16 protein-coding genes and 1 tRNA gene are annotated in these 20,862 nt (G+C 37.3%); 9 read left to right on the forward strand and 8 right to left on the reverse strand.

Features of this window, described 5'->3' with window-relative positions; genetic code table 11:
* Positions 1 to 196: 196 nt before the first annotated feature.
* Entirely contained in the window at positions 197 to 2,260 is a 2,064-nt protein-coding gene (gene dnaG / locus QM524_RS17840; protein ID WP_283345592.1) for a DNA primase, read from the forward strand.
* Between the two features lie 71 nt (positions 2,261 to 2,331).
* Positions 2,332 to 2,838 carry a SixA phosphatase family protein gene (locus QM524_RS17845; protein ID WP_095161410.1) on the forward strand — a complete coding sequence of 169 codons (507 nt, stop codon included), beginning with the start codon at positions 2,332 to 2,334 and terminating at the stop codon, positions 2,836 to 2,838.
* 577 nt (positions 2,839 to 3,415) lie between these two features.
* On the opposite strand, the gene QM524_RS17850 is transcribed toward QM524_RS17845, so the two are convergent.
* Positions 3,416 to 5,449 carry a fibronectin type III domain-containing protein gene (locus QM524_RS17850; RefSeq protein ID WP_283345593.1) on the reverse strand — a complete coding sequence of 678 codons (2,034 nt, stop codon included), beginning with the start codon at positions 5,447 to 5,449 and terminating at the stop codon, positions 3,416 to 3,418.
* 194 nt (positions 5,450 to 5,643) lie between these two features.
* Between QM524_RS17850 and QM524_RS17855 the strand changes: the two genes are divergently transcribed.
* On the forward strand, positions 5,644 to 5,829 hold the full coding sequence (locus QM524_RS17855; protein WP_095161412.1) for a hypothetical protein: 186 nt from the start codon (positions 5,644 to 5,646) through the stop codon (positions 5,827 to 5,829).
* A 61-nt stretch (positions 5,830 to 5,890) separates the two neighbouring features.
* On the opposite strand, the gene QM524_RS17860 is transcribed toward QM524_RS17855, so the two are convergent.
* The 3 genes from QM524_RS17860 to QM524_RS17870 form a co-directional block, all read right to left on the reverse strand.
* The gene (locus tag QM524_RS17860) at positions 5,891 to 7,225 is read right to left on the reverse strand and encodes a trigger factor (RefSeq protein WP_166578076.1); all 1,335 of its coding nucleotides are present in this window, start codon (positions 7,223 to 7,225) and stop codon (positions 5,891 to 5,893) included.
* A 272-nt stretch (positions 7,226 to 7,497) separates the two neighbouring features.
* A tRNA-Leu gene (locus QM524_RS17865) sits at positions 7,498 to 7,579 on the reverse strand.
* Between the two features lie 215 nt (positions 7,580 to 7,794).
* Positions 7,795 to 8,877, reverse strand: a complete 1,083-nt coding sequence (locus QM524_RS17870; RefSeq protein WP_283345594.1) for a sialidase family protein — start codon at positions 8,875 to 8,877, stop codon at positions 7,795 to 7,797.
* A 157-nt stretch (positions 8,878 to 9,034) separates the two neighbouring features.
* Here QM524_RS17870 and QM524_RS17875 point away from each other — a divergent pair, with 157 nt between their 5' ends.
* Positions 9,035 to 9,577, forward strand: coding sequence for a hypothetical protein (locus QM524_RS17875; protein ID WP_283345595.1), 543 nt, complete (start codon positions 9,035 to 9,037; stop codon positions 9,575 to 9,577).
* A gap of 248 nt (positions 9,578 to 9,825) precedes the next feature.
* Here the strand turns inward: QM524_RS17875 and QM524_RS17880 are convergent, their stop codons facing one another.
* Positions 9,826 to 10,593, reverse strand: a complete 768-nt coding sequence (locus tag QM524_RS17880) for an SDR family NAD(P)-dependent oxidoreductase (protein WP_283345596.1) — start codon at positions 10,591 to 10,593, stop codon at positions 9,826 to 9,828.
* A gap of 404 nt (positions 10,594 to 10,997) precedes the next feature.
* Between QM524_RS17880 and QM524_RS17885 the strand changes: the two genes are divergently transcribed.
* The 3 genes from QM524_RS17885 to QM524_RS17895 all read left to right on the forward strand — a co-directional run bounded on the left by QM524_RS17885 (position 10,998) and on the right by QM524_RS17895 (position 15,601).
* On the forward strand, positions 10,998 to 12,701 hold the full coding sequence (locus QM524_RS17885) for a sodium:solute symporter (RefSeq protein WP_283345597.1): 1,704 nt from the start codon (positions 10,998 to 11,000) through the stop codon (positions 12,699 to 12,701).
* Positions 12,702 to 13,054: 353 nt separating this feature from the next.
* A complete protein-coding gene (locus tag QM524_RS17890) occupies positions 13,055 to 13,924 on the forward strand; it encodes an aldose 1-epimerase family protein (protein ID WP_283345598.1) in 870 nt (289 codons plus the stop codon).
* 144 nt (positions 13,925 to 14,068) lie between these two features.
* Positions 14,069 to 15,601 carry a bifunctional metallophosphatase/5'-nucleotidase gene (locus QM524_RS17895; RefSeq protein ID WP_283345599.1) on the forward strand — a complete coding sequence of 511 codons (1,533 nt, stop codon included), beginning with the start codon at positions 14,069 to 14,071 and terminating at the stop codon, positions 15,599 to 15,601.
* A 182-nt stretch (positions 15,602 to 15,783) separates the two neighbouring features.
* On the opposite strand, the gene QM524_RS17900 is transcribed toward QM524_RS17895, so the two are convergent.
* On the reverse strand, positions 15,784 to 16,641 hold the full coding sequence (locus QM524_RS17900; protein ID WP_283345600.1) for a DUF2911 domain-containing protein: 858 nt from the start codon (positions 16,639 to 16,641) through the stop codon (positions 15,784 to 15,786).
* A gap of 196 nt (positions 16,642 to 16,837) precedes the next feature.
* On the opposite strand from QM524_RS17900, the gene QM524_RS17905 reads away from it, so the two are divergent.
* Positions 16,838 to 17,377, forward strand: a complete 540-nt coding sequence (locus QM524_RS17905; RefSeq protein ID WP_283345601.1) for an NUDIX hydrolase — start codon at positions 16,838 to 16,840, stop codon at positions 17,375 to 17,377.
* A gap of 131 nt (positions 17,378 to 17,508) precedes the next feature.
* On the opposite strand, the gene QM524_RS17910 is transcribed toward QM524_RS17905, so the two are convergent.
* A complete protein-coding gene (locus QM524_RS17910; RefSeq protein WP_283345602.1) occupies positions 17,509 to 18,672 on the reverse strand; it encodes an aminotransferase class V-fold PLP-dependent enzyme in 1,164 nt (387 codons plus the stop codon).
* A gap of 541 nt (positions 18,673 to 19,213) precedes the next feature.
* Between QM524_RS17910 and QM524_RS17915 the strand changes: the two genes are divergently transcribed.
* Positions 19,214 to 19,510, forward strand: a complete 297-nt coding sequence (locus tag QM524_RS17915) for a hypothetical protein (RefSeq protein ID WP_166578065.1) — start codon at positions 19,214 to 19,216, stop codon at positions 19,508 to 19,510.
* Positions 19,511 to 19,812: 302 nt separating this feature from the next.
* Here QM524_RS17915 and QM524_RS17920 read toward each other — a convergent pair whose 3' ends face one another.
* Complete coding sequence (locus QM524_RS17920) at positions 19,813 to 20,760, reverse strand: ATP-grasp domain-containing protein (RefSeq protein WP_283345603.1); 948 nt, start codon at positions 20,758 to 20,760, stop codon at positions 19,813 to 19,815.
* Between the last annotated feature and the right edge of the window lie 102 nt (positions 20,761 to 20,862).

Below are 20,862 nucleotides of genomic sequence, written 5' to 3' on the forward strand. Positions count from 1 at the left end.
AATCAAAACGATGGTTTGGTAAATGTAGATTTCTAAGAAGATACTCAAATGAAAAAATAGACCGTTTTATGGAATAACTAAGGATTTCGACAAAATCTATGAGACATTCATTAATTTAGTATTGTTTTTAGTAAAGAAGACATCATGCTTGTAAAAGCGAATCCTTAAGTTGTAAGTATTTTTAGAAATTATTGAAATGAGACTTGACCAAGAAACCATAGAGCGAATCAAACAGGCTGCCCAAGTTGCAGATGTGATAGGCGACTATGTGTCGTTGAAGAAGAAAGGGGCGAATTTATGGGCTTGTTGTCCTTTTCATGGAGAAAAGTCACCGTCATTTTCGGTGTCTCCAGCCAAGGGTATTTACAAATGCTTTGGCTGTGGAAAAGCTGGCGATTCGGTTCGCTTTATTATGGACATCGAGGGTTTAGGTTATGGCGAAGCACTTCGTCACCTTGCCAAAAAATATAGTATCGCTATTCAAGAATCGCCTTTGACGGATGAACAATTACAAGCTCAAAATGCACGGGAGAGTTTGTATATAGCTTTGAACTACGCCAAGAACTATTACCAAAATAACCTGTTTCAGCATGAAGAAGGGCAGTCAATAGGATATCCGTATTTTAAAGAAAGAGGTTTTTCTGATAAAACGATCAAAGCTTTCGAGTTGGGATATAGTCTCGATATCTGGGATGCTTTTACCAAAGATGCTCTCAAGAATGGCTATAGTATCGATGTACTCGAAAAGGCAGGGTTGACAATTCGGAAGCCAGAAGAAAACAAAATGTTTGACCGATTCCGAAATCGTGTCATTTTTCCTATTCATAATGTTTCGGGTAAAACGATTGCTTTCGGGGCTAGGATTCTCAAAGCGGATAAAAATCAACCCAAATATCTTAATTCTCCCGAAACAGAAGTTTATCACAAATCCAATATTCTTTACGGAATCTACCAAGCCAAAAATGCAATCCGTTCAAAGGATGTTTGTTATCTGGTAGAAGGATATACCGATGTGATTTCATTGTATCAAGCAGGTATCGAAAACGTAGTGGCGTCCTCAGGAACATCCTTGACGCTTGAGCAGATACGCTTGATTGCGAGATTTACACAAAATATTACGGTTCTTTACGATGGTGACCCTGCAGGTATCAAGGCATCATTGAGAGGAATGGATATGATTTTGGAGGAAGGTTTGAATGTGAAATTGGTAGTTTTCCCACAAGGAGAAGACCCTGATAGTTATGTTCAAAAGATTGGCTCTGATGCATTTGTGCAATATATTGCAGACCACGCCTCCGATTTTATTACTTTTAAAGCCGAATTATTCCTGAAAGAAGCGGGTAACGACCCCTTCAAGCGTGCCGAGTTGATTAAGGATATGGTAGGAAGTATTTCCAGAATTCCAGACTCAATAAAACGCTCAGTGTTTTTTCAAAAAACAGCAGGCTTAATGCAAATCGATGAGGCATTATTGATTACAGAAAGCAATAAGTTGACACTTGAAAAAGCTAAGCAAAAAGAAAAAGACGCACAAAGAGATACCAATCGCCAACGGCTTCAAAATGACTTGCCTTCGGGAATAACCTTATCAACAAACAACCTGCCTTCTTTTGATGAAGGTATGATGAGCTTTTCGGAAGAAGATAATTTTGGTTATGAAGAGTTTGGAGGAGCACCAGCCACTGCGCCACTTACGCCCGAGCCTAGCCCTTTACCTCAGATAGCACATTATGCCACCACTTTACATGAGCAAGAGTGTATTCGTTTATTGATTAATCATGGTACCCGAGAGGTCGATCCAGCAGTTGCCCCTGGCATTACGCTTATGCAATATGTCTTGGGTGAAATAGACGGATTACAATTTAATACTCCTATTTATCAAGAAATGTTGATGCTGTGTCGTCAGAAATTTCTGGAAGGAACAGTGGCAGATACACAATACTTTTTATCACATCCGATTGCAGAAATACAGTCTGAATCAATCAACCTAGTAGCCGAAAAGCACTCTGTTTCGGAGGCATGGTTGAGTAAGCATGAAATATTTGTGCCAACCGAATTGGATAAACTGGCAGATATGGCTTATACAAATATTTTGCGTTTGAAAAAGTCATTTAATGATGATCACTTAAGCTCATTGATGAAGCAACTATCGCAAACCAAAGATCCGCAAGAACAAAATACTTTGTTAATGCAGTTTATGCAAGCCAAGGAAGTAGAGAAACAGATAGCCAAAGAATTAGGAACGGTAGTGGTTCGATAAAGAGATAGATTTTTAGATAATATATAGCCTTTTAACAGGTATTACCAACAATTTTAAACCGCTATTGGTCTATGAAAAAAACATTATTTTTGGTGCGTCACGCACAAGCGTCGAGTTCGGTAAGTCCAGATATATTTCGTCCCCTTACACCAAGTGGAATGATTGATGCCGCACGTATGAGCAGACATTTAGCCGATAAATTGGCAGGCATTCAGTTAATTCTTACTTCAAATTCGGAACGTACACGTATGACAACGCAGGTGTTTTGTGAACAATTGAAGTTGGATGAGGGAATAATTCAAGAGGAGGCTTCTTTGTATGAAAGTACCCCAAAATATTACCTCGACGCCATCAATGCCATACCAGAAAACATTACCTCGGCAATGTTGGTCGGACATAATCCAAGTATCAGCTATTTTGCTGAGTATCTAACACATGAAGATATCGGCTCAATGCCAACTTGTGCAGTTGTAGGAATGACATTTGAGAACTTAACATGGGCGGAAGTTTCTAAAAGAACAGGAGATATGTTTATTTATGATTCGCCTGATTCGATTTTAGGAATAAAATTAGACTAATAGAGTAGCATGAATGCTATGTTGTGGAATTTGAATATAATTATTTGACAATCATATATTTAAAAGTATTGGATAGCATTAAATTGCATTAATATTCTATAGGCTGTAAGGCTTTAGAAATTAAGTCAAAATGCTTGTTTGAATTCATTGAGAATATTTTTGCCGAAAGCCCAAATGCTCAGATATGTGAAATATCTCACCAGTTATCAAACATGACTTATCCCTAATTTAGTGATTGAGCAAGTGAGAGATTATGTAAAAAAATGTATTCCATCAGTAGAGACGCAATGATTGCGTCTTAAGCCAATTAATTTCTAGTATAGCAGCATCAAACATGAGTCATCCCGAATTTTAAAAATCATAAAAAAGCAGTCGAAATTAGTTTTTCGACTGCTTTTTTATGATTGGAGAGTAACGAATTCCTACTGTTTGAGCGAAGCGAGTTTAGGAATTCTTGATTTTTTTGTTACTTTTTGCATCAAGGCAAAAAGTAAGGAGGAGAACGAATCCCAAAACGTTGAAATCTTTTAAAGTTTACTTTTTCATGAGAAAATTCTGGATGACGCATGTTTGATTTTTATTCAGACATCACCATTAGTTTGTGGCTATAGATTGCATCATTCATCGACGATTTAACCATAATAGTATAAGTACCACTTTCAAGATTAGATAAAGAAAGTGCTATCTTTTCCTGATTTTGAATCTTTTGATTAATCCGCAATTGCCCGCTTAAATCCCAAACTTGTATCTCACCACTTATAGGTTTAATCAACGTGATATGAGCTATACCTCTGGCTGGATTGGGATAAATTAACACTGAAGGATTAAGTTCAGCTGAGGTAGCAAGCGGGATTTGTGTTTTACCTTCTGTTATTGAGCTAGCTTCACTTGTATTGGTTTGCACCCTCAATCTATATTCATAAACCTGATCTGGCTCTAGATCATTATCGATAAAACTATTTGCCCGAGATGTTTCGAATACTGGAACAAAGTCTCCAATATCTTTTATTCGTCTTTCTAAAATATATTTTAGGTTATTATCTCTCACTTCCCATTTCAAGGTGATTTGGTTGTGTGTGGTATTGTCGATAAACAAAACTGGTGTTTCGATATAATTACCAATTTTTACGTTGTGAAAGGCAAAAGCTCTGTAGCCATCTGTATTCTTAATGAAAGGTCCAAGATATACCCATGGCATATCGCTCACATAGTCATAGTCGCCAGAATAGGGGAATACAGAAGGTAAATACTTGATTAAAGTATCCTGTAAAGAAGCAGGTTCTTTAAGCTTTAAGATAATTTTATTTTCAGAAGCGTACCCTGTTGCTACTTTTTTCCACCTTCCATTAAGATAAAAAAAGTCTTTTAGACTAAGTGTTCCTGTTTTATTGATGATAAAATTATCAGTCGTTGTATCATTCGGATAGATAACCTTTTGGTCATCTTGAAAAGCTAAGGTAATCTCGTCACGAGTAGGCGAAGAGTAGTAGGCACGACGAATATTTGGAGAAGCATATTTTTTATTTTCTCCATAAAAATGGAAAGATGTCATCTTGGCTAATTCTGTTCCTAATTGGCGATAGCCTGCAGTTTTATAATGAAAACCGTCCCATCCTGTTGCTCCTAAAGCAGCAAAGCTATTTACTTTAGGATAAATATCTTCCAACTGTCGTTGATAGTCGCGCATAACACCGACTTCTTCATTGTATGAAGCCCCCCCAAATAAAGGAAGTTGAAAAATATAATATTGTTGTATCGATGGGTAATCTTCAATAAGTTCTTTATAAAGTTTGTCAAATAATGGTTTCCATTCGCTAGGAATATGCGAAGCTTCTGTTTCTCCTTGCCAATAAAAAAGTCCTTTTACTGCATTATTGAGTTTAGCTTGTGTGACATAAGTTAGTAATCGACCATATTGGGTACTAATATCGGCATGATTAGTGGGATTACGCTCTACAAGATTACGAATTGGCTGTCCAGGAGAGGCATGAGAGATAACACAGGTAGGAATACCATAGGTATTCATAATATATTTTTGAAAACTAATACCCCATTGACCTACGATTTGCCTATCAAAACTATAACCAGTGTAGTCCGAATTAGAAAGTCCCCATTTAAACTGATTGGTGTCATAGCCGAATCCATAGGTTCTACAAAATTCATTGGTATAGGGGTCAAGTTCCTCCCATCCACGAGCATTAGATTGACCATAAATAATATATGCATCACCAGCCACAAGATTTTCTCTGGTTACCATCAATACAGAGTCTTGATCGTTGTGAATAGCATACACTTTGACATCATATTCTGCCAATTCAGCCTTGATAGTTGGCGATAGCACAAAGGTTCCAGTATCTTTACTAGCGGTGTAATTAATAGCAACTTTCTGATAAGAATACGGCTTTTTGTTTCTTAAAACCTGTACAGACATACTTTTCCAGTTTGGAATTTCGATACGCCCTTTTATTGGAATAATAGCAAGGTTGTTGTTGTTACGAGGGTAAAGTTGCCAGTCTCTTGGTAACTCTTCAAAAAAAATGGAATAAAACTGCTGTGAAAAACATAAGTTAGAGCAAAGTAGCAGAGCAAAAATAAGTAGTTTTTTAGACATAGACATTTTGAGGTAAATGGTAGAAACTATCGAGATATCTCGTCTATGATGCTAATGGTAAAGTGTGCGTAATAACGATAGGATAGATGCAAATCTGGTAGTATTTTTACCAAAAATAGGCTAGTCAATATTACATTTACAGCAAATAGTCGTAGAGTCTCTCTAGTTTATTGGAACAAAAATGTTAGAGTGTTATGAACAAAAATCAAAAAATTCTTCGTTGGGTATTTGTTATTTTTACAACTATTGTCGTAATTCTTGCTATTGATATGGCTAGAAATACCACTGCCCCATGGAATAAGAAGAAACAACTTGTAAGGGCTTGGGGGGGAGATTCTACTAGTACGATAGAATCATCCGATACAGTAAAACAAAAGTAAGTTGGCATAAAAAAGGCTAAATCACATATGATTTAGCCTTTTTTACTATTCAAATTCTTAATTATGCACCAGCGATAGTTTTGAATTCTTCAACATCGATAGCTTTTTTCTCAACTTTTACTTTTTCAACAATTACAGCAGCTACTTTGTCTGCATATACTTGGTTGAACATATTCATAAAGTTGTCTTTCTTCGATTTGTCAGTCAAGTAACCATTAGCGATACGCTCAATCATTTCTTCCATTTGAGCATCGCCAGGACCGTACATACCGAATTGACCACGAACCATGTCTTTAGTCTTTTCGATTACTTCTGGATAGTCTACTTTTACTTCAAATTTGTCAGCGATTTCGTTTTTGATAAAGTTCCAACGAACGTCACGCTTCACAGCTTCGAAATCTGCTTCGATTTGTTCCATTGTAAATTTACCTTCGTTTACTTTCACCAACCATTCTTTCAAGAATTCTTCAGGAAGTTCGATTGAGATATTTTCAAGAAGTGCTTTTTCAGCGTCGATTCTCAACAAATACTCAGATTCACGAACGTAGTTAGATTCGATGATAGAAAGAATTTCTTTTCTGAATTCTTCTTCAGAAGATACTTTACCTGCACCTAAAACTTTGTCAAACAATTCTTGGTTCAACTCAGTAGCACCTTGGCGAGTGATGTCTTCGATAGCGAAAGATACTTCACCAGTCAAAGCTGCAACATCGTCACCTTTTTTATTAGTAGCTAATCCTTTTGATTTTTCGTCAACAAATACGTTGTCGATATCAAATGTCAAAGTAGCTCCTTTAGCTGCACCTACGAAAGTAGCTTTAGCTTCGTCTTTGATTGATTTTGTAGGAATTGCAGATTTTTCTGACCATTCACCTTGTGAGAAAGTTCCGAAAATCATATCTCCATCTTCAACTGACTCAGCGTGGATTTGCTCAGCAAATTGCTTTTTCAAGTTGTCGATAGTTTCTTCAACTTCTTTCTCAGTTGCTTGAATTTCGTAAGAAGTAATAGCAGGAATTGCGTCGAAATCTACAGTGAAATCTCCAGCTAAGCCCAACTCATAAGTGAATGTAAATTCTTTTTGAGTGTTCCAGTCGATTGACTCTTGGTCTTCAACTACTGGCATTGGGTCACCAACGATATTCAACTTGCTTTCTTTGATATATTCTTGAACAGAACTACCCAACAAGTTGTTAATTTCATCTAATAAAACAGATTTACCGAACATTTTTTGTACAACAGTCATTGGTACAGTTCCAGGACGGAAACCTTTGATGTTAGCACGTTTACGGTAATCTTTAAGTGTTTTCTCAACTTGTGATTTGTAATCCTCCTCAACCAATGCTACGATAAGCTTGGCGTTTACGTTGCTACTTTTTTCGAGCGTAATGTTCATTTTCTTGAGATTTCTGATTTGCAATTAAGGATTGCGGCTTGATACTTGAAGGTGGATAATTGTTGAAATCAAAAATTTACGTTTAAGTAATGCGAGAATGAGTCATCTCTGAAATGGAGGATATAGAAATGGATAGGCGCTTTATCTGTAGGCTGTCCTAAACTTTTCTACATTTTCGTTTACTTAAATGTGTAAATCTGATATCCGCAACCCGTGTATCCACAATCAAAAAAGCCCTCAAAACCTTGTCGGTTGAGAGGGCTTTGAGATAGTACGGGCGGAGGGACTCGAACCCCCATGCCTCGCGGCGCCAGATCCTAAGTCTGGTATGTCTACCAATTCCACCACGCCCGCTTGCGTTTTGGAGTTGCAAAATTAGTGAAGAGATTCGTCATTCCAAACTTTTTACGAAAAAAAATGAAAATATTTTTTCTGTTTTTTGTTGTTTGTGTTGCAACTAATTGTCTTTCAGTAGATTGTTTCGAGATATTTTTTGAAAAAATAAAATAAAAATTTACGATAAGATATATTCATGTAGTTTCAATGTTCAATCTACGCTACTTTGTCAATTACTTCGGCCATTGTCCATTCATGATTTCTTTACCTGAAATCTTTTTGGGATCTAAAACTACATGTTTGACTGTTTTGCGTTTCCAAGTGTAGATGATATGTACCATTCCATCGGTCGATTGAATGACAGCAGGGTATGAAAATTCCCCAGGTTCGGTTTCTAATTCGGCCACTGCTAGCCATTTTTTACCATCAGATGAAATGGCAACATTGATGGGAGAGCGAGGGCCTCCCCATTTGCCTGCGTATCTGATGGTATGGTTATATACCAATAAATGTCTACCATCTTTGAGTGTAACGGCATCTGTTCCTGAATTTGGATTAGGAAGGTTGGTTTTTTGAACTTCACTCCACGTCATACCATTGTCGTTTGAATAGGCTTCTAAAATTGCATCGTTTTGACTACGACAAAGTAGCTGGAGTTTGCCTTTAGGGTGAAACAGTACACTTGGCTGGATGGCCATAATATTTTTGCCATCGTTTAAAAATGCCGTCTTTTGCCATGTTTTTCCTAAATCTTTACTATATTCAAAGTACAATTTCCAGCCATCTAGCTCGGTGCTAGTAGGACATAAGATTGTGTTGTTTTGTAACCAAACGGGTTTGTTCTTGATAGGACCCAAAATTCCTTCTGGAAGCTTTTCGGGTTCAGACCAAGTTCTGCCTTCGTCTTTTGACCGTCTAATCATTCCCCACCAATGTACAGGGTCGGGACCTACTTTGTAAAATAATAATAAATCACCTTGGGGCACCTGAAACAACACGGGGTTCCAACAAGGGTAACGCACATCCGAAGATTGAATACCATTGGCTAGTTCGATGGGCTTAGACCACGCTCCGTGGCTATATCTGCTAGCATAAATAGAAACATCTGGATTTTTTTCGTGTGTACCCGCAAACCACGTAACCAAGAAACCATCCTTAGTTTGGACAATACTTGAAGCATGACATTCGGGAAATTCATTTGTTGGAAAAATGAATTCTGATTGTATAATGCCTTCAGGAGACGTTTGTGCTTGACCGTTGTGAAAAGTTAGAAGTAAGAAAATACTTTTACACAGTATTCTAAATAGAGATTTCATGAAAATAGTACAGTTTTTAGAGATGTTATCTTGAAATTACAGAATTCTCTGAGAACTTAAGTTGAAGAAGCCGAATAATAACTCGGACTAATAAGTTTGAGAAATAGGAAGCAATTTTGACTGTCTTTATTGCCTAAAATTGATAAACTTTTAAAACATGGAAATTAGTGCGAATTGGGTATTTATTCTAATCATCATTCCTATATCTGGAATTTTTGTGGGTGCTTGGGATCTTACCAAAAAGAAAATCTACCTATGGCTTCTGGTATTATTGTGGGGAGGCGTCGGGATTGTATACCTATATAGTAGACGTGGTTCTGCTCCTGAAGAAAAACTGGTAAATATTCCTATTGAGAAAAAGCATTATTATGGTTCCTATGTCATTGCGAGAGAGTTTTTTTCGGGTGAGCAAGTAGACTGGCAATACGACCATTTTAGATTTGAAATAAAAGATAATGACTCTATCTATTTCCATTTGACTAATGGGACAAAAATCAACAAGACCTATCGTGGAGGTATTTCTACTGTCAAATTAGATACTAATGAAAATTTGGTGTTACACATGGAGCCCCAAACGCACCATATTCTCAAGACAAATCCACGATTGTATTTGAAAGACAACGAACTATTTTTAGTTTTTAAATCAAAAAAATATCATCATGTCTATTTCAAAAAAGGCGAATGGAAAGATACAGAGTAGATTTGTTGAGTGAGTTAGAGAATTAGTGAATTGTGAGTTGGTGAATTGTGAATTAGTAGTGTACGAAGGATTTCCAATAATTTCGGATATCGGATTTCTGATTTCGGAAATAAAGTAAAACTTTTCAAAACTTTTCTGTTTTATGAAATACCATATAACAGGTGGATTACACTTCCGAAATCCGACATCAGAAATCCGAAATTGACAAATCCTAGTTCCTTTCATACACTACCAATTCTCTGTTCGAGTTATATTGTTGTCCCGCCGTCGGCTTCGTAAATGCCTCCAGTGCAATAGCCAGAGGCGTTGGAAGCTAAGAAAAGTGCTAGACCAGCTATTTCGTCTACAGTTCCCATGCGAGCAATGGGCAGGCGTTTTACGAAATGATTGAGTACTTGTTCGTTTTGCCAAAGTGCTTCTGAAAACTTGGTTTTGATAAGCCCCGGGCAGATGGAGTTTACTCTGATACCAGCGCTTCCCCATTCTTTAGCAGTAACTTTTGTCAGCATATTTAATGCTGCTTTCGATACTGAATAAATGCCTAAGCCTGGGTCGGGGGTGAGACCTGCGATAGAGCTAATATTGATGATAGAACCTCCTCCACGTTGTTTCATGATTGGGTGAACTAACTTACTGATTTCAAAAGGGGCTTTTACGTTGATGTTCATAATCTTGTCAAATGCCCATTCTTCGCAGTCTAATACTGGACCATATACAGGATTGGTGGCTGCATTGTTGACAAGAATGTCGATACCGCCCAGTTCATCAACTACTTTTTGAATAAGCGCTTTACAGCTAGGGATATCGCCAGCATTAGCTGCCATACCTACACAGAATCCACCTTCGGCACGAATACTTTCCGCAACTTTATCCAACTCTTCTTGTTTCCGAGAGTTGATGACCACTTTGGCGCCACACGCTGCAAAATGACGGGCTATTGCTTCTCCGATTCCTTTACTGGCACCTGTGATGAGGGCTACTTTATTTTCAAGACTAAAAATCTGATTGGCATTCATTGGTTCGATAGTTAAGATTGTTTTAGGATAAAATATTATGCTTGCATACTAAATTTAAAAGTATTTTTTCAAAAACACAAGATATAAGCACTTTGTAAACGATGTTTCAATTCCATTTCAAATGTCTTATCTTGCAGAAGGTTTATTGCTGATTGAATATGGACTATTGATTAATGATTTATGAAACCAGAAACTAAGAAAGATAAAGCATTACCACCGTTTGTTTCCTCGTGGAAGCAATTATATTGGATTGTTGTCGTCAACCTTGTACTGATGATATGTTTATTCCAACTTTTCAGCGAATATTTTCGCTAGACTAAAATACCACTAGTAAAAGCTTGGTTATAGTTTATGAATTTTGTATTTCTAAATCGCAAGCTTTGATTTTATAACTGATTAAATAGATGAAGAATATCGACTGGTTGGTCTTGGTAGCTACCCTTGGGGGAATTGTAGGATTTGGTATGTGGAAGGGGCGTGCTTCTAGACAAAATATTGAAGGCTTCTTGTTGGCTGACAGGCAATTACCTTGGTATCATGTTACACTTTCGGTAATGGCTACACAGGCAAGTGCTATTACTTTTTTGTCGGCTCCAGGGCAGGCATATACCGACGGTATGCGCTTTGTGCAATTTTATTTTGGTTTGCCCTTAGCCATGATTGTACTGTCGGTGACCTTTATCCCGATGTTTAAAAAACTCAACGTTTATACCGCTTATGAGTTTCTGGAAGGTCGTTTTGATTTAAAAACAAGGGTGCTGACTTCTTTCTTATTTTTGATTCCAAGGGCACTTTCTACGGGAGTGACTATTGCAGCTCCTTCGATTATCTTATCCACCATTTTGGGTTGGGATTTGTACTGGACCAATATCATGACAGGTTTGGTTGTAACACTTTACTGTATGTATGGTGGCTCAAAAACCATTTCATATACCCAAATGCAACAAATGTTTGTAGTATTGATAGGAATGTTTTTGGCGGGATACATGGTCGTACATCTTTTACCTGCTGAAATAGGTTTTGTAGATACGCTAAAAGTGGCTGGTAAAATGGGGAAGCTCAATGCCATCGACTGGAAATTTGATTTGAATAATCGCTACAATGTTTGGTCTGGTTTGATTGGAGGTTTCTTTTTGCAGTTATCTTATTTTGGTACAGACCAATCGCAGGTAGGGCGATATTTGTCAGGGGAATCTGTAGGAGAAAGCCGTATAGGTTTACTCATGAATGGTATGCTTAAAATACCGATGCAGTTTTTAATTTTATTAGTTGGTGCCTTGGTTTTTGTCTTTTATCAGTTCAATCAGCCACCACTATTTTTTAACCAAACAGGTTTAGATAAAATTGCCAATACTCAAGAATACCGTCAAATTGAAGCTAAGCATACACAAGTTTTTCAAGAAAAAAAGATAGCCGTTGCTCAAATGTTCGATGCCCTTAAAAGTGGCAACGAACAACAAATCGAGCAAACGAAAGTCAAGGTGACTGAGGCCGATAAAGCAAGTGGTGTGTTGAGAACAGAAGTAAAAGATTTACTGAAGAAAACGAGTCCCGAAACTGATACCAACGACACCAATTATATCTTCTTGTCGTTTGTGACCAAATACCTTCCTGTTGGGATGGTGGGGCTGTTGATTGCGGTGATTTTATTAGCCTCTATGGGTTCGATGGCATCGGCATTTGGCTCGCTGACTTCTTGTACCATTATTGATATTTACAAAAGATTATTACATCCTGAGGATACCGATCAGCATTTCTTGAATGTATCGCGTTGGGTTACGCTTGGTTGGGGGATTTTTTGTATTATCGTGGCGCAATTTACTGTCAATATTGGAAGCTTGATAGAGGCAGTAAATATCTTAGGGTCTTGGTTTTATGGAACAATCCTAGGAGTATTTTTAGTGGCTTTTTATTTCAGAAGCATACAAGGAAATGCTGTGTTTTGGGCTGCAATTTTAGCAGAAATTATCGTGATTTATACTTGGTGGATTGACCTAACTGCTTTTTTATGGCTAAATCTGATTGGCTGTGTATTAGTGATTGTATTTGCGTACTTGATTCATATACTAACACCTAAAAGGGTTGTTGAAAAAATTGATGAATTGTGAGTGGTGAATTGTGAATATAAATGTTTTATTGTCGAAGCTGTTTAAACTTTGTAGAATTGCTGGCGTAAGCAATGAATTTATACTGTTTGAGCGAAGCGAGTTTATAAATTCTTGAATTTTTTGTTACTTTTTGTTTCAAGACAAAAAGTAAGACGAAGAATTAATCCAAAAAACTGTTTTTTGAAAAGTTTAAACAGCTTCGTCATTTATATTTAAAATTCATTGGGCATTAAGTAAAAAGCTTCAATAGATACATGAGAAATTTTAAGCTTACAGCATAAAGCCTAGAGCTAAAAGCCAGTAAAATTACCTTAATTTTGTACTTTCCTTAAACAAACCATTACCTCTGTCTCATGATTACCATTCAAAATCAATACCTCAAAGCAACAATCAATCCCAAAGGCGCTGAATTAGTAAGCCTTATACAACTATCCAGCAATATTGATTTTATGTGGGAAGGAGATGCTACTTTTTGGGGAAAACACTCGCCTGTACTTTTTCCAATAGTTGGTTCGCTGAAAGACAATACCTATTTCTATGAGGGAAAATCATACCAGTTGGGACGTCATGGGTTTGCTAGAGATAGAGAGTTTGTGATAGAAACCCACACAGAAGATTCAGTAACTTTTTTGCTAGTTTCTGATGAAAATACCAAAACGGTATATCCTTTTGATTTTGAGTTTAGGTTAAAATATACTCTTCAAGAAAACCAGCTGGAATTGCAATACATTGTGGATAACTCTGGGGATAAGTTACTTTGGTTTTCGGTAGGCGGGCATCCAGCCTTTAAAGTGCCAATTGAAGAAGGGCTTGCTTATGACGATTATCGACTAGTGTTTAATCAAACGGAGGATTTTGCTCGTTGGCCTTTATCGCCCGAAGGTTTGATTATGGATGAACCTGAAAGCACAGTAATTACTTCTAACGAAATTGCACTTACCAAAGAACTATTTCAGCAAGATGCTTTAGTCTATAAAAACCTGCAATCAGATTGTATTACATTAAAGTCTCATTCGGGACAGCATCAGTTAGAGTTTGGGTTTAAAGGGTATCCATTCCTTGGAATCTGGGCTGCTAAAAATGCTAATTTTGTTTGTATAGAACCATGGTGTGGCATTGCAGACCATGTAAGTCATAACCAAGATATTACCCAAAAAGAAGGAATGATAGCATTGAATCCTTCTGAGACTTTTACTCGTGCATGGAGTGTAAAGTTGGTGTAGGGAAATTTTAGTAAAAATAAAAAGGCGCAAAATTTAAGGAATAGATGCATAAAAACATTATCTTAAATTTTGTGCCTTTTTTCTTTATTTTCAGGGTGTTATCGAAAAAACTAACCTTCAATACTATCTTTTATGAATACCAATATGAAAAAACTAGTTCTTCTTTTGCTTGTTTTTCAAGCACTTTTTATCAGTTGTAAAAGCGGACAAACCCCGAACGCTTCTTCTTCATCAACTGTGAATTTTACGTTTTTGCATCTCAACGATGTGTACGAAATAGCACCGCTCGAAGGAGGTAAGGTAGGAGGGATGGCACGCGTAGCTACAGTTCGAAAGGAGTTATTGGCTCAAAATCCCAACACGATAACGCTATTGGCGGGTGACTTCTTGAATCCTTCGCTTATTGGGACTTTTAAGCATGAAGGCAAAAGTATTAAAGGTAAACAAATGGTTGAAGTGATGGATGCCATCGGCATGGATTGGGTCGGATTGGGCAATCATGAATTTGATGTAGACGAAGCCGAATTAGTAGAGCGCATCAATCTTTCTAAATTTAATTGGTTGGCTTCAAATGCTTTACATAATAATCCTAATGGCGTAGAGCCTTTTGCCAAAAATGGTGTTCCTTTTCCTAAAACTACAATTTTGACTTTCAAAAATGCTTCAGGCGCTTCTGTGAAAGTGGGAATGTTCTCGGTAGTTTTGCCAGCAAACAAAAAGAATTTTGTAGTGTATGATGACTTTTTTGAATCAGCTAAAAAAGCATATCAAGAGCTTAAGCCACAATGTGATTTTGTGGTGGCTATCACTCACCTCAACAAGGTAGACGACGCAAAATTGGCAGAAATGTTACCAGAGGTAAAGCTTTTGATGGGTGGGCACGATCACGACAATATGATTCAGAAAGTTGGTGACGTAGTCATCGCAAAAGCGGATGCCAATGCAAAAACAGTTTATGTGCACAATTTTTCTTTTGACACCAAAACGAAAAAAGTGAGCCTTACAAGCGAACTACGCAAAATAGACGATACCATTGCTGAGGATGCCTCTGTGGCAACTATTGTACAAAAATGGGAGCAAATTTTGGATGCAGCTATCAAGAAAATGGGGCTTGATAAAAATGATGTAGTAGCCACGCTCGATACTCCTCTTGATGGTCGTGAAAGTAGTATTCGTAATTTTCAGACTAATCTAGGTACAGCTATAGCCAAAGCGATGTCAAAAGCATCAAGCAAACCTAACGACTGTGCTATTTTTAATGGTGGTTCGGTGCGTATCGATGACCAAGTGGGAGGTAAAGTAACGCAGTTGGATATTATGCGGGTATTGCCTTTTGGGGGAAAAATCGTGGAGGCCGAAATGAAAGGTCGATTACTTGAACAAGTATTGAATACAGGCTTGAAAAACAAAGGTAATGGGGGGTATTTGCAGTGGGATAAAATTACTTACGACAGTGCTAAAAACGAATGGACTATCAATGGTAAGTTATTAGATGTGAATCAAACCTATTATGTGGTTTTACCTAAATTTTTGATAGAAGGAAAAGAAACAAATCTAGGCTTTTTGACAGATAAAAATCCTGATGTATTGAAGATAACTGAACCCGATGCCAATGATACTAATGACGTGCGCTCAGATGTGAGAAAGGTATTGATTGCGTATTTGAAGACAAAATGATTTTATTAATTTGAAAACCTAAGAATTTGAAGATTCGGGAATTTGAAAATTTGAAAATGAAAAGATTTTTTCCTAATAGGGTGCGACTTAAGTCACATCCTATTAGGAAAAAATGCAATAGTTTATCTTTTAGAATTCGAAGATTAAAAAAAACATTTTCAAATCTTCAAATTAGAAAAAATCTATTTCTTCTTTTTGATAGGATTCATTACTGGAAGTTTTGCTGTCCATTCTGCTACGCCTTTTTCGATAGCATCTTTGAAGAAACCGAAGTTTGCGTCGCTTTTACCTAATTCAAGCGCTTTTTGTGCCAATGGAACCGCCTCTACGAAGTTGTTCATTTTAGCCAAAATTTGAGCTTTTGTCCAAACATTTCTGAACGTTTCTACTGCTCCAACTGAAGAGTTAGCCAATTTCAAAGCTTGTTCCAATTTGCCTTTTCCTAACAAAAAGCCAGCCGCATTATTCATCGTATTGGCATTGTCTGTAGCAGCTTTTGTAATAGCAGCTTCAATCATTTTGGTAGTTTCAACGCCAATTTTAGCAGATACTTTTTTGTCAGCCCAAGAAAAATTTAAGTTGGCAGTACTATCTGTAATATCAGATAAATCAAAGCTGAACGATTCAACTTTGGCAATACCACTTGCCGACGCTTTTACACGAAGAGCGTCTTTTTCTTGGCTATAAGATTGCTCAGAAGCTGTAATATCTTTGTTAAAAATCAAAGTCCATTCGCTTTGTGAAGGAATAGAGAAGATAGAATAGGTGCCAGCCGCTAATTTTTGACCATTTACTGTTACATCGTTCGATAATGTGATTTGTGTTGCAGCATTAGCACCTGTACGCCAAACTTTGTCATAAGGAACTAAGGCACCAAAGATTTCACGACCACGTACATTTGGGCGAGAATATTTGATCGCAATATCAGTGGTACCAACAGTTTGAGACACTGATGCTGCCGAACTAGGTTGTGGCAAACGTAATTGAGCTGAGGCTGCAAATGAGCCAGATACGAGTAAAGCTAAGAGGAATTTTTTCATGAGATTGGTAAAAATGATGATTAGAATGAATTGAATACAAAGCTAAAAGTCTTTCGTGGAGATAGACTATTTTTTCGCTCAAATGCTTAGAAAGTTAGCTATGTAAGATTGATGAGATTGTAACTCGGAGCACATTACGCTTGCTATCACAACAGAATATCCTCAACTTTGTAAGCTCAATTAAAATCCTTATTTCATGCACAGAAAGCAACTTCTTCAACTGCTAGAGCAATACACGCCTGCCGATGCCACCGAACAACTACACTATGAGGCTATTTGTGAGTTTGTTAACCAACAACCAGACTGTTTTGAACGTACTCTATTGATAGGTCACGTTACGGGTTCGGCTTGGATTGTTGATGCTGAACGTAAACACACTCTATTGACACATCATCATAAATTGAATCAGTGGTTTCAGACTGGTGGGCATTGCGATGGTGACCCAGATGTATTGGCAGTAGCCTTACGCGAAGCGGAGGAAGAAACTGGTTTGACATCTGTAAAGGCTATATCTCCTCAGATTTTCGATATTGATGTACATATCATTCCTGCTCGTAAAACTGAGCCTGAACACTATCATTATGATGTTCGTTTTTTGATAGAAGCTGACAAAAACGAACCTTTGATTGTGAGTTTAGAATCAAAAGATTTGGCTTGGGTAGCTATTGCTGAAGTAGCTAATCTTAACAATAGCGAATCGATTATGAGAATGGCTAGAAAGAGTTTGGAAATTTGAAAATGAGATAATTTGAAGATTTGAAAATTTCAGTTTTAAAACTGTTTAAAAAAATAGTTCAAGACTAAGTCTTGAACTAGGGATGAAAATTATCCTCATTTTCAAATCTTCAAATTCCTCAAATTTTCAAATTACAAAATCAATCCTTCCACTAAGGCGTCTATATCATTCATATCGTTATACACGTGTGGTGCAATACGAATAGCTTGTCCTCTGAAAGAAACCTGAACATTTCGAGCTTTGAGTGATGCTTGAATTCGAGCAATATCTGCTTGTGGTGGAATACGTAAGCCAACAAGGTGTTTGCTACGATAAGGTAGATCGTCTACCCAGAAACCTTTTTCTTGTAGTAATTTTAAAGGTTCTTCTAGTAATTGATGGCAATACGACTCAATGTTTTCAACACCCCAATCAAGAATTTGCGTCAACGAAGCGCAAAACATAGGATTCAAGATGAAATTGCTTCTTTCGCCCACGTTATAGCGATCAGCAAAGGGACGGTATTCGGTTTGATAATTAACTAAGTTTTTAAACTCTTCCGAACCTATTCTATTAATCCAGTTGCGTTCCAAAGGGCGACCTTCGTCGAAAGCAGGGCCAAAATACGCAGCTCCCGCCGAATAGGGACCCAATAACCATTTATACCCTACATTGATAATGGCATCTGGTTGTACTTGCTGAACATCAAAAGGCATAGCGCCAATCGATTGTGTACCATCCAATACCAACCAAGCTCCAACCTCACGACAACGTGCTCCAATTGACATTAGGTCAAAACGTGTACCATCAGCCCAATGTGTTGGCGATACTACTACCATACAAGTGTTAGCGCTCACAGCTTCGAGCAAACGCTCATTCCAGATTTTACCACGATTTTCTAAGGTATCTGGAGGTAAAATATAGCGAATAGTTAAGCCCTTATCTTCCGCAATTTCCTCCCAAGCATATACATCCGAAGGAAATTCTTCGTGCACCATCAGGATTTCCTGTCCTGATGCCAAGCCTGCTTTGAAGGCTAAGTTTTTGGCAACGATGGCCATACCATAAGAAGTCGATGGAATTAAGGCAATTCGTTTAGGTTCAGGACAATTAATCAGCTTTGAATACGCTTCTTGCACGGGAGCTGTAGTTTCAAAAAAGCTTTCTTGGGTAATACGTTGCGGTTGTGATTTACGTAAAATTCCTTGAATACCAGCCTCCTCCACCGATTTGAGGTTGGGCGACATAGTGGCGCAATTGATATAATGAATTCCGTCTTCGAGACTAAAAAGATGTTTTTGACAGGTTAACGACATTTAGTTTGAATTTAGAAGTGAACGTCTTTCAAAGATAGAGTTTTTTAAAGAATATTTAGGGGATAGGGGTGAGGGGTGAGTTTTTTTGAGTGAACAGGGGCAAAGGCACAGAGGCACAAAGTGGGTTTAGAGGTTAGTAAGATAGCAAGTTCCTAGTTCAAGACTTAGTCTTGGACTTATTTTTTTAACAGTTTTAAAACTGAATCAATAAATGGTTAAATATAGTACTCTTTAAACTCTCTCATTACGGATGAATTAATTCACCCGCTAAGTGAAATCATTGATTTAGAACTAGCTATATGTCAACTTTAGAGAGACTATATCCCTAAACCCACATAGTGCTTCTGTACCTTTGCTACTGTCCCCTCAATAAAAAACTATTGCCTCTTTGGCAAACCCCTATCCCCTAAACCCCCTTTGTGCCTTTGCCCCTGTTCACTCACAATGATAAATATTTCTCCCCAAAGAAACATTTATTCTATCAAATCGTTATATTTAAAAAGTTTAATAAATTCTTGGATAGTTTAAATATCTTAATCGAATGGAGCTACCTATTTTTAATTATAACTATTCGAATGAAGGAAAAGGTCAGAAAGATGATTTGGAAGTGGTGAAGGATGAAAGATGGCTTGGGAATTCGTTGGTAGGATATATGGTCGATGAGCAAAATGGTGAATGGCTGGTATCCTTGGTTTTTATTTCAAATGATAATCCTCTAAAATTTGCCATCCGACGATTGGAACGACACCACTCCATCGAAAAGGCAAATCAATATGCTATTCTTTCGCAAAAAACAGCAAGAATGCTGCAACCTTGCTATCAAAGTTTTAGTAATTAGGCAGTGAATTGTGAATGATGAATTGTGAGTTAGTACTGTACGAAGGATTATAAAAACCATTTATTTCGGATATCGGATGTAGGATTTCGGAAGTGTAAACTTCTATATTTTGTGAAAAATAAAGGTATTTTACTTTATTTCCGAAATCAAAAATCCCCAATCAGCAATAGTTTGGAATCCTTCGTACAGTTCTGATTGTGAGTTGTGAATAATGTTTTTTTATCGCTAAATTTCGAGTGAAAAACACCATTTATTAATAATTTACACTTACAATTCATCACTCACAATTCATTACTCACAACTCAAATACATTCTGATATTGCCAGACTTTGTTCTTTTACTTGTTCCTCTTTTTCGAGACGTAACAAAATTCTTCTGAAAATTTCTTGTAAACTGATGCCTTGATGTTGAGCAATAAATGGCAAAAAGCTATTCGAATCTAAATTTGGCATGGTATTGATGTCCAAAATATAGATTTTTCCGTCTGACACACGCACATCCGTGCGTGACATTCCTCTTAATCCTAAGGCATGATGTACACGTAAAACCATTTCCTGCATGGCTTGGCAAGTTTCCGCATCTAAGTCATGATTCAACACTTTTTCGGTACGACCGTATTGCTGTCCTGCAATGTACACTTCTCGCTCGTCGTCAGGGCGAATTTCTAGGGGATTCAAACAAATATAATCGCTTGCTTCTTCGTTAGGAATTACACCAACAGTAAACTCTCGACCCGAAAGATACGGTTGGATAATCATTTCATCCTTTTCCAATAATTGCTGATAAGGAATACTTTCTTTATCAAATACTAACATGTTTTGATGAAGGCTACCGAAACGAGGCTTGGCAATAAAACGAGTAAAGTTGGAAGTACTAATTTCACTCAAAGGAATGATAGCAGGTGTCGGAACACCCACTTTGGCACATACCTCTGGTAAATGTAGTTTATCTTTAGCCAATATCTGTGACTGATAATTGCTAGCGGTATGCTTTATTCCATTATCTTCGAGCCAACGAACGATATCATGTTGTCCTTCGTCGCCAAAACCATAACATACGTTGAATACAATATCAAATTGTTTAAGAAAATTGGCAAATTCAGAAGTGAATCCTACAAAATGGGTGACATAGGGGTAATATTCTTCGGGTGTGGAGGCTAAAAAATTAGCTACTGTACGAGCAAAAATATTTTCCTTCCATGGGGTAAAGCTAGAATCCGAGTAAAGGTAGATAAGCCTTTTGGTTGTCATGGGTAAAAAGGGTTTTAATTTCGACCCAAAATACTTGAACAAAATGGAGAAAAGGTTATCGGTATGTTATCTAATTATTATTCTTTTTTCGGTTGTTTATCA

The sequence above is a fragment of the Flectobacillus roseus genome, assembly GCF_030056595.1.
Taxonomy (GTDB): Bacteria; Bacteroidota; Bacteroidia; order Cytophagales; family Spirosomataceae; genus Flectobacillus; species Flectobacillus roseus.